The organism is Microbacterium sp. NPDC056234 (assembly GCF_042267585.1).
GTDB lineage: Bacteria > Actinomycetota > Actinomycetes > Actinomycetales > Microbacteriaceae > Microbacterium.
The window spans coordinates 239,928-250,002 of record NZ_JBHJTE010000004.1 but is presented as its reverse complement, the minus strand read 5'-3'; the positions used below and the strand labels follow the sequence as shown (position 1 = coordinate 250,002).

General features: G+C 68.6%; 9 protein-coding genes. 3 read left to right on the top strand and 6 right to left on the bottom strand.

The annotated features are described in order from the left end of the window. Positions 1 to 71: 71 nt before the first annotated feature. Positions 72 to 1,382: an ABC transporter substrate-binding protein gene (locus ACFCYE_RS13100; protein WP_376179340.1), complete on the bottom strand. Its 1,311-nt coding sequence runs from the start codon at positions 1,380 to 1,382 to the stop codon at positions 72 to 74. A gap of 135 nt (positions 1,383 to 1,517) precedes the next feature. Here ACFCYE_RS13100 and ACFCYE_RS13095 point away from each other — a divergent pair, with 135 nt between their 5' ends. The 3 genes from ACFCYE_RS13095 to ACFCYE_RS13085 are packed head-to-tail and all read left to right on the top strand — an operon-like array spanning position 1,518 to position 4,596. Further along, positions 1,518 to 2,279: a FadR/GntR family transcriptional regulator gene (locus ACFCYE_RS13095; protein ID WP_376179338.1), complete on the top strand. Its 762-nt coding sequence runs from the start codon at positions 1,518 to 1,520 to the stop codon at positions 2,277 to 2,279. 44 nt (positions 2,280 to 2,323) lie between these two features. Further along, the gene (locus tag ACFCYE_RS13090; RefSeq protein WP_376179336.1) at positions 2,324 to 3,052 is read left to right on the top strand and encodes a response regulator transcription factor; all 729 of its coding nucleotides are present in this window, start codon (positions 2,324 to 2,326) and stop codon (positions 3,050 to 3,052) included. Between the two features lie 47 nt (positions 3,053 to 3,099). Then, positions 3,100 to 4,596: a sensor histidine kinase gene (locus tag ACFCYE_RS13085; RefSeq protein WP_376179580.1), complete on the top strand. Its 1,497-nt coding sequence runs from the start codon at positions 3,100 to 3,102 to the stop codon at positions 4,594 to 4,596. 3 nt (positions 4,597 to 4,599) lie between these two features. Here the strand turns inward: ACFCYE_RS13085 and ACFCYE_RS13080 are convergent, their stop codons facing one another. The 5 genes from ACFCYE_RS13080 to glmU all read right to left on the bottom strand — a co-directional run bounded on the left by ACFCYE_RS13080 (position 4,600) and on the right by glmU (position 10,074). Then, on the bottom strand, positions 4,600 to 6,174 hold the full coding sequence (locus tag ACFCYE_RS13080; protein ID WP_376179334.1) for an FAD-dependent oxidoreductase: 1,575 nt from the start codon (positions 6,172 to 6,174) through the stop codon (positions 4,600 to 4,602). 5 nt (positions 6,175 to 6,179) lie between these two features. Next, on the bottom strand, positions 6,180 to 7,058 hold the full coding sequence (locus ACFCYE_RS13075) for an FAD:protein FMN transferase (RefSeq protein ID WP_376179332.1): 879 nt from the start codon (positions 7,056 to 7,058) through the stop codon (positions 6,180 to 6,182). A 3-nt stretch (positions 7,059 to 7,061) separates the two neighbouring features. Then, positions 7,062 to 7,514 carry an FMN-binding protein gene (locus tag ACFCYE_RS13070; RefSeq protein WP_376179330.1) on the bottom strand — a complete coding sequence of 151 codons (453 nt, stop codon included), beginning with the start codon at positions 7,512 to 7,514 and terminating at the stop codon, positions 7,062 to 7,064. An 87-nt stretch (positions 7,515 to 7,601) separates the two neighbouring features. Beyond that, the gene (locus tag ACFCYE_RS13065) at positions 7,602 to 8,636 is read right to left on the bottom strand and encodes a ribose-phosphate diphosphokinase (RefSeq protein WP_376179328.1); all 1,035 of its coding nucleotides are present in this window, start codon (positions 8,634 to 8,636) and stop codon (positions 7,602 to 7,604) included. Further along, positions 8,611 to 10,074, bottom strand: a complete 1,464-nt coding sequence (gene glmU, locus ACFCYE_RS13060; RefSeq protein WP_376179326.1) for a bifunctional UDP-N-acetylglucosamine diphosphorylase/glucosamine-1-phosphate N-acetyltransferase GlmU — start codon at positions 10,072 to 10,074, stop codon at positions 8,611 to 8,613. The genes ACFCYE_RS13065 and glmU overlap by 26 nt, the downstream gene beginning before the upstream one ends. Position 10,075: the final 1 nt, after the last annotated feature.

Here is a 10,075-nt window from a genome sequence, read left to right as displayed (position 1 = left end):
GCTCTCCGCCCTCGGCGGTCACGAGGCGTGGTGCGCGGACGCCGGCGGCGCCCACCACGGGGCCGGACGGTTTATTCGGCATCCTCGACGAGGAACTCGTCGAAGTCGGTGCTGGCTCCGTCGGCCGCTTCTCCGACGTCGCCGCCGGAGATCGCCGCGACGATCGGCTCGCCGACGATCTCGCGAGCCTGAGCGACCTGGATCACCAGCGGTCGGTCCGCACCCACGCCGTTCTCGGCGTTGATCTTGATCGCCTCGACCAGCTCTTCCGGATACTCGGCCGTCGCGTCGGAGTCCTCCCAGACCGATGTGCGCGCGCCCATCACGCCGAGCTTGGACATCTCGAGCGTGATCTCCTGCGAGGTCGCCCACTGGATGAACTGCCAGGCACCCGACTGGTTGGCACTGCTCTCGTTGATGGCAAGCGCCCAGGCGGCCACGTTGTACGGCTTGGATCCGGCATCGCCAGCGGGGAACGGCGCGAAGCCGACCTGGTCGGACACGGTCGACTGCGTCGGATCGGTCATGTTCTTGTAGAGGCTGTCCGCGTCGGCGATGAATGCCGCCTGCCCCTGCTGGAACACGGCGAACGCCTCCGGCCAGCTCATCTCCGGGTTGACCGTGGCGTCGGTGTGGCCGCTGATCAGGTCACCATAGAACTGGTACGCGGCCTTGGCCTCGTCGCTCGCGATGGCCGATTCGCCGTCTTCGGTCATCCAGTCTCCGCCGTGGCTGTACAGGAACGCGCTGAACTGCGTCACTGCGGCGGACTTGCCTGTTCGCCCGATGTATCCCGCGACCTCAGGGTGAAGCTCGTGGATCGCCGCCGCCGCCGCGTCCAGCTCCTCGAGCGTGGTCGGCACCTCGAGTCCCGCCTCTTCCAGCAGGTCCTTGCGGTAGTAGAGCACCGTCCGCTCCGTGATGATCGGCACCCCGACGACTTCGTCCTCGTAGGTGGTGAGCGATGCAGGACCGGACTGGAAGTCGTCCCAATCCCACTCGGCATCGCCCTCGACCTGATCGGTGATGTCCGACAGATAGCCGTTGCTGGCGAACAACATGTTCTCCTGCAGCGGGCGATACATGAGCACGTCGATCTCGTCCGTGCCGGCGTTGAGCTTGACGTTGTACTGATCGGAGAGCTGATCCTCGGCGAGCTGGGAGAGCTCGACGGTCGCGCCGGTCTGCTCCTCGAACTCGGGGATCAGCTCCTTGATGGTCTCGGTCCACACGTGATTGGCGAGGGTGACGCGAATGGTCGTCCCGTCGATGTCGGCGCCCTCGTCGACGTCCGAGCCGCCGGAGCAGCTGACCAGGGAAACCGCGATGATAGCGGTCGACGCCGCCGCGAAGACGCGGGCGGCCTTGGATCCGTACTTCACTGTGTCTCCATCCTGAGCCGCGCTCCGTTGTCACGGACTCCGAGCGGGCGCCTTGGTAACGTCTGCCCAATCAGGAAGATAGCCATATAAAGTATGACAAATCAACCCGTGTCGTCGAAAAGATATGCTGATGCAATGACCGCATCTGCCGCCACCGGCGATCTGCGCAACTTCGTCCTGGACACCCTGGGCCGCGAGATCTGCGCTGGTCAGATCGAATCGGGGACCATCTTCACGACGGAATCGATCGAGAACAGATTCCAGGTCTCGCGGCCCGTCGTGCGCGAGGCGCTGCGCGCCCTCCAGCAGCTGGGGATGGTCGCACCGAAGCGCCGCGTGGGGGTGCGCGTGCTGCCGCCGAGCGACTGGAACGCGTACGACCTCCAGGTGATCCGCTGGCGCCTCGCCGGCCCAGGGCGGGTCGCGCAACTGCGATCGCTCACCGAACTGCGCGGCGCGATCGAACCGGCCGCCGCACGGCTCGCGGCGATGCGCGCACCGCTGAACCGCGCCAGCGATCTCGTCGGACTGGCCGGACGCGTATGGGCAGCCGGCCGTCAGGGCGACACCGCTGAGTTCCTCCGCGTCGACCTGCAGTTCCACCGCCTGATCCTGGAGATGAGCGGCAACGAGATGTTCGCGCAGCTGCACCATCTCGTCGAGGAGGTGCTGCGCGGCCGCACCCACTACAAGCTGATGCCCCAGTTCCCCGCACCCGAGGCGCTCCAGTGGCATGTCGACATCGCCACGGCGATCCAGACCGGCAACGCGGACAAGGCGGCGCAGTCCATGATCGCCATCACCGAGCGCGCACTCACCGAGATGTCCTCGATCTGGGAGCAGCAGCTCGACGGGCACGACGGCGCCGGTGGTCCCGGATTCACAGCCGCCCCATAGTCGCCTCCATAGAAATCTCATAGGAGACTCCGCAGAATGGGGTCATGACCACCGATCTGCCTGAACTCCACCGCGCGGACGGCTCGCCGTTGCGCATCCTCGCCGTCGACGACGAGCAGATGCTCACCGACCTGCTCGCGATGGCCCTGCGCATGGAGGGCTGGGAGGTGCGCACCGCGTCATCCGGTCTCGAGGCGCTCCAGGTCGCCCGCGAATTCGAGCCGGACGCCCTCGTGCTCGACATCATGATGCCCGACCTCGACGGCATGTCGGTCCTGCGGCGGCTGCGCGAATCGGGCAACTTCGTGCCGGTGCTGTTCCTGACCGCGAAGGATGCCGTCGGCGACCGGATCGCCGGGCTCACCGCGGGAGGCGACGACTACGTCACCAAACCCTTCAGCCTGGAGGAGATCATCGCCCGCCTTCGCGCGATCATCCGCCGCAGCGGGCACGCCACGGCGGACGACTCCCAGTCGATCCTGCGCGTCGCCGACCTGACGCTCAACGAGGACAGCCATGAGGTCGACCGAGCCGGCGACGAGATCGAGCTCACCGCGACCGAGTTCGAGCTGCTGCGCTATCTCATGCGCAACGAACGGCGCGTCCTGTCCAAGGCGCAGATCCTCGACAGGGTGTGGAGTTACGACTTCGGCGGCAAGTCCTCGGTCGTCGAGCTCTACATCTCGTATCTGCGCAAGAAGATCGATGCCGGGCGCACCCCGCTGCTGCACACCGTCCGCGGCGTCGGCTACATGATCAAGGCTCCGCAGTGACCACGACGAACCCGACGCGGCACCCCGTTACCCTGCAGACCCGGCTGATGGCGGCCGTGATCGGGTTCGTCTCCCTCATCCTCATCATCGTCGCCGTCATCACCAGCGCGACGCTGGGCACGACGCTCGAGAACCAGCTGGACCAGAAGGTGCTGTCGAACCTCGGCCAGCTCAGCTCACTGACCGACCCGAGGATCCAAAGGGCAGAGCTCTACGGGGTGGAGCCGACAGCAGACCTGGTCATCGAGGGCGTCCCATCCGGCGACGGCGTGCTGTTCGCCATCGCCGGCGGCCAGGACTCCATCATCCCCAGCGGCGTCGTCGTGGAGGACGGCGAAACGGCCGATCTGACGGCGACCCAGCTGCGCCAGATCGCCGGCGGACTCGAGTCGGGACGGCTTGCGACGGTGAACATCGACGATCTCGGGTCGTATCGCCTGGCCGTCGGCCAGACCGACCACGGCATCACCGTCGTCACCGGACTCCCGCGCGACGAGATCCAGAACACGCTCGCGCGTCTGTTCACGGTCATCGCGATGGCCACCCTGGGCGGACTCATCCTTCTCGCGCTCACGACGGCGATCACCATCCGCGTCGGTCTGCGCCCGTTGCGTGCGGTCGCGGCGACCGCGACCCGCGTGGCCAACCAGCCGCTCGATCGCGGTGAGGTCTCGATCACCGAGCGCGTGCCGGCGGCAGAAGCCGACCCGCGGACCGAGACCGGGCTGGTCGGGGCCGCCCTGAACACCCTGCTCGACCATGTCGACAGTTCGCTCTCCGCCCGCCAGCAGAACGAAGAGCGGATGCGGCGGTTCGTCGCCGATGCGAGCCACGAGCTGCGCACGCCGCTCGCCTCGATCCGCGGATACTCCGAGCTGTCGCTCAAGGCGCTCAGCAGGGCCGAGCAGGCCGGAACCGCCGCGACTCCGGCCGCGATGGAGAGCACCGGCTCCGCTCTGGAGCGCATCCAGGCCCAGTCACTGCGCATGACGCGGCTCGTCGAAGATCTGCTGCTCCTCGCACGCCTGGACGAAGGACGCGAGCTCGTGCACGGCACCGTCGATCTCACGCAGCTCGCTGTCGAAGGCGTGGCGGACGCCCGCCCCACCGCGCCGGATCACGCCTGGGACCTCGAGGTGCCCGAGGAGCCGGTCACCGTCGTGGGCGACACCGGTCGCCTGCACCAGGTCGTCACGAACCTCCTCGCGAACGCCCGCACGCACACACCGGCCGGCACGAGGATCACGCTGAGCGTGGCGCAGGACGGCGACCACGGCATCCTGCGCGTCCACGACGACGGGCCGGGGATCGACCCCGCCGTCCGCGACGAACTCTTCGCGCGGTTCGCCCGCGGCGACAGCTCGCGGGCGCGCCAGACCGGCGGCACCGGGCTCGGGCTGGCCATCGTGAAGGCGATCGTCGAAGGCCATCACGGCGACATCGCCGTCGACAGCGAACCGGGCTCCACGACGTTCACCGTCCGGCTCCCGGTGAACCGGGCAGCCGCCGACCAGGGCTCCGACTCCCCCGGTTCGACGAGCTGAGGCTCAGTACCCGGCGAACGCGTCGGTCGTGAGCGAGCGCGCCTTGTGCAGCGCCGGCGCGAGATCGGCGATCAGCCGGGGCGGACCCGAGATGAACGCGTGCCTCGTCGGCAGGTCGGCGACGACGCGCTCGAGATGCTCGGCGTCGAGCCGGACCCCGTGCGCCCAGCTCCAGTGCGGCGGCAGAGCCGCGGGCTCGTCCCGCGTGAAGACGATGACGGGGACGCCGGTGGCCTCGAGCTCGTCGCGGAAGGCCAGCTCCGCCGGGTCGGACGCGACGTACACGAGCACGACATCCCGCGTCTGTCCCGTGAGCTGCAGCTGTCGCAGCTGCGAGACGAACGGCGTCACGCCGATGCCGGCGGCGACCATCAGAACCGGGGCCTGACCTCGCGGCAGCAGGAAGTCGCCCCACGTCCCCGTCACGGCGAGCGTCGCCTCCGGCTCTGCCGCCGCCAGGGCGAGCTTGTAGCTGGACGGATGCTTCTGATCGCCGTTCTTGTACGCGATGCGCAGCGTGGGAAGATCCGCCGGAGCCGACACGATGCTGAACTCGCGGCGGGTGCCCCTGGCATCCGGGCGCCGGTGCGGCACGTCGAGTTCCAGATACTGCCCGGCGAGGAATCTCAGCTTGCCCCTGGCTTCGAACGTGAGCTCCTGCACCGTCGGAGTGATGAATGCGCGGCCACGCAGCGTCAGACGCACCGAACCGCGCAGGGCGAACGCGAAGGCGATCAGGTTGCCGATCAGCAGCGCGCGCTCCTGACCGAGCGTGAACAGCCCAGCCACCGAGATCGGCCAGCCGGAGAGCACTCCGACGGCCCCGGCGACCCAGAACTGCTGCCACCGCCGCGGCGGGAGCGTGAGCGGCTCGGACAGCATGAAAGCCCCGAGGAACAGGAACGGCGTCTGCAGCACCGCGAACGACAGCGCGGTGCCGAGGTCGACGTCGAGTCCGAACTGCTGCGCCTGGACGAACTGCCGCACCACCGCCGTCGCGACCGCGATCACCACGAAGACCAGGACCACTCTGACCTTCTCGGTGCGCCACAGCACGACGAGACCGAGCAGCGCCACCGGCAGAGCCATCGACGGGGTCCCGATCCACCAGGACGACGACGTGCCCAGCCATTCGAGCGCACCGAACGCACCGAGGATCGAGACCACGGCTGCACCGAACGCCGCCGGGTTGAAGATGTGCCGTCCGCGCCAGGCGATGATGTACTTCGACAGGCTCGCCAGGGCACCGGCCAGCGCCAGTCCCAGGATCGCGGCGGGCTCGTATCCCGGCCGGAGCACGAACAGCAGGATGAGCGCCGTCACGAGCGAGGACTCGACGCGCCACGGCAGACGCAGGATGCGCTGGGCCACGGCATCCACCACCGAGATCACGACCGTCAGCACCACGAAGGAGACCAGGATCTCCCACGGTGTCGGCGACACGATGACGCCGAGCGCCGACAGTGCCAGAGCGATCACGGCCAGCGTCGCGAGCGCGGTCAGCACGAGCCGGTACATCGAGAGCGACCCGAGCCGGGCCAGGACCTGCTGTCGGAATGCGGTGAAGGACGTCGTCACGGTACTCACTCTGCCGCATCCGCCAGGGGTCCGGATGCTGTGGTGAACAACTCGACCGGACAGTTCGGGGACCGCTGGACGCGACCGTCCGTGCTCATGCGCACCCACTCGACCGCCCAGTCGGCGGCGAGCTGCACCCCGCCGTCGAAGAACAGTGCGGTGGCCGCGGCATCCGCGCGCATCGCATCGGAGGCGATCGCCCACGTGGCCGCCCAGGTCCGTACGGGCATCCCGGTGCGGGCATCGAGCACATGATGCAACCCGGCACCCCACGCGCGGCGGTTCACAGCCGATGCGCACAGCGCCTGGTCGCGGATCGTCGCGACGCCGATCGCGCGCGCCGGATCGAACGGGTGCTCCAGTCCGATCCGGATCCTGCGCCCGCGCACCGCGAGATCTCCGGAGGCGTCCACGACGAGGCCGCCGGTCACGGTGTGCAGCTCCTGCTGAACGAGGTCGACCAGACGCCCCTTGCCGAGTGCGCCGACGTCGATGATCGCCGGGGCTGCGAGCGTGAGCTGATCGCGCCAGCCGAGGATCGACGTCCAGTCCTCCGGCGCCGGCTCAGCGTCCGCCGCGGCGAGCGAGAGGGCTGCGTCGTAACCGAGCGCCGTGAGGCTGGCACCGACGAGGGGGTTCACGGCGCCCGCGGTCGCATCGGACAGTTCGCGATAGGCATCCAGCATGACCGCCGCATCCGCAGGCAGCACCGACGACCCTCCGTCCGCGAGCGAGCTGACGACCGAATCGGCGCGGAAGCGCGACCACTCCCGATCGAACCGGTCGATGACGCCGCTCACCCGCGCACGCTCGTGACCCGTGAGGTCGCGTTCGCTCTCGATCTCCCAGCGGGTGCCGATCGCGTCGAAGCGCCAGAGCGTCACGTCCTACGCCGCCGCCTGCTCCTTGATGTCATCGACGGCGGTGTTGAACCCGCCGCTGGTGAGCGACGATCCGGCGACGCGGTCGACGTCGATCTCGTCGATCGAGACGCCGACGACCTCCTCGTCGATGCCGTCGATGAACTGTCCCTGGAACTGCTCGGTCTCCGGAGCCTGCGGGTCGCCGACCACCTCGACCTCGGTGACGGTCCCGCCCTCCAGCGTCAGCGTGACCGAGATCGTCTCGACGGTCTCCGGCGTCTGGTAGGAGCCCTCAGCGGTGTACGTGCCGTCGGCGTACTCGCCGGTGGTGCTTTCGGAGCCTGTCGAGTCCGGCTCACCCGCCCCATCGGCGTCGGCATCGGCACCGCCTGAGCATCCTGCGAGCACGAGCAGCCCGGCGACACCGGCGATCGCGGCGCTCTTGCGGAAGGGGGACGGAACGGTCGTGCGGATCATGGCGGGTCTCCGGCTCTGTGCGCTCTGCGTGGGAGTTCCGAGATTAAGAAACGATCCTATGGGTGCGCTGTGCCCCGACCGGCTCGCCTACGCGTCGCCGCCGAACATGCTCGTGACGGACCCGTCCTCGAACACCTCGCGGATCGCGCGCGCCAGAAGGGGCGCGATCGGCAGGATCGTGAGGCTCTCCCAGCGGCGCGACTCGGTGAGCGGGATGGTGTCGGTGACGACGACCTCGTCGATCGACGAGTCCTGCAGGCGCTCGTTGGCCGGATCGCTGAAGATCGCGTGGGTCGCCGCGACGATGACGCGGTGCGCACCGTTGGCCTTCAGCGCCTGCGCAGCCTTGACGATCGTGCCGCCGGTGTCGATCATGTCGTCGACGAGCAGGCAGGTGCGGCCCTCGACCGTGCCGACGATCTCGTGCACGGAGACCTGGTTCGCGACCTTGGGATCGCGTCGCTTGTGGATGATCGCCAGCGGGGCGCCGAGGCTGTCGGACCACGTGTCGGCGACGCGGACACGCCCCATGTCCGGAGAGACGACCGTGAGGATCTCGCGGTCGGCAGGGCTCAGGGTGCGCTCGAAGTAGTCCAGCAGCACGGGCTTGGCGAACAGGTGGTCTACGGGGCCGTCGAAGAAGCCCTGGATCTGCGCGGCGTGCAGGTCGACGCTCATGACGCGATCCGCGCCGGCGGTCTTGAGCAGGTCGGCGACCAGGCGGGCGCTGATCGGCTCACGGCCGCGGCCCTTCTTGTCCTGACGCGAGTACGGGTAGTACGGCGCGACGACCGTGATCCGCTTGGCCGACGCGCGCTTGGCCGCGTCGATCATGATCAGCGTCTCCATGAGCCACTCGTTCACCGGCTCGCCGAAGGTCTGAACGAGGAAGAGGTCGCAACCGCGGATCGACACCTCGAAACGCGAGTAGATCTCGCCCGACGCGAACGTGCGGTGCTCCGTCGGTGCGAGCTCGGTGCCCAGCGCCTCCGCGACCGCGCGGGTCAGCTCGGGGTGCGAGCGCCCGCCTGCGACGACGAGCCGCTTCTTCGTCTTGGCGACGAGTCCAGGAGCTATGCCGTTGTCCCGATCCAGTTCAACGGTCTTCTTCTTGCGCGCCATCGCCTGCCTTCTCTGCCGCATCGTGTGCCCTGGACGCCGCTTCAGCAGCACCAGTACCTGCCCTGTTCTTCTCGACCCACCCCTCGATGTTGCGCTGAGGGGCGACGCTCATGGCCAGGGCACCCGCCGGAACGTCCTTGCGGACGACGGCACCGGCTCCGGTCTTCGCTCCAGCACCCAGCCTAACGGGCGCGACGAGCACCGTGTGCGAGCCGGTGTGCGCCTCGTCGCCGATCTCGGTGCGGTGCTTGTTGACGTCGTCGTAGTTCGCGGTGATCGTGCTGGCGCCGAGGTTCACGCCACGGCCGATCGTGGCATCGCCGACGTACGAGAGATGCGGGACCTTGCTGCCCTCGCCGATCTCGGCGTTCTTCGTCTCGACGTACGCGCCGATCTTGCCGTTCGCCCCGAGAACCGTCCCAGGGCGCAGGAAGGAGAACGGTCCGACGGTCGCACCGGCGCCGATGACGGCCAGGTTCGCGTCGGTGCGCTTGACGACCGCATCCTGGCCGATCTCGCAGTCGACCAGTGTCGTGTCCGGACCGATGGTCGCCCCGTCCGCGATCACGGTGGCCCCCAGGATCTGCGTGTGCGGCAGCACCGTGACGTCGGCCGCGAGCTTCGCGTCGTCGTCGATCCAGGTGGTGGCCGGGTCGACGATCGTGACGCCCTCCAGCTGCCACCGGCGGACGATGCGCTCGTTGAGCAGTCGCCCGACCAGAGCCAGCTGCGCGCGGTCGTTGACGCCGAAGGTCACGCTGACGTCGGAGACGACGGATGCTGCGACGCGATCGCCGGCCAGACGCAGCAGCCCGGGGACATCGGTGAGGTACTTCTCGCCCTGAGCATTGTCGACGCCGACGGTCGGCAGGTACTCGCGAAGCGCCTCGGTACGGAACACGTACATCCCCGCGTTGATCTCGCGGACAGCAGCCTCGTCGTCGGTTGCGTCCTTCTGCTCGACGATGCGGTCCACGTCGCCTGCGGCGTCGCGGATCACGCGTCCGTAACCGTGGGGGTCGTCCACGATCGCCGTCATCAGCGTCGCCGCCGCGCCGGTGGAGCGGTGCTCGGCCACGAACGCGGTGAGCGTGTCGGCATCTGCAAGGGGGCAGTCTCCCGAAAGGATCAGCACATCGCCGTCGAAGCCGGGGATGGCGTCCAGCGCGACCTCGACCGCGCGACCGGTGCCGGGGACATCGTCCTGATCGACGAAGACGGTTCCGGGGTAGGCGTCGGCCAGCGCGGCCACGACCTGGTCGCGTTCATGTCGCACGACGACCTCGATGTGGTCCGCCCCCAGGCGAGACGCCGTGGTCAGCACGTGTCCGACGAGTGGCCGTCCGGCGATCGGATGGAGGACCTTCGGCAGGCGCGAGCGCATCCGAGTGCCTTGGCCGGCGGCGAGGACGACGATGGCGAGCTTGTTGTGCGTCATG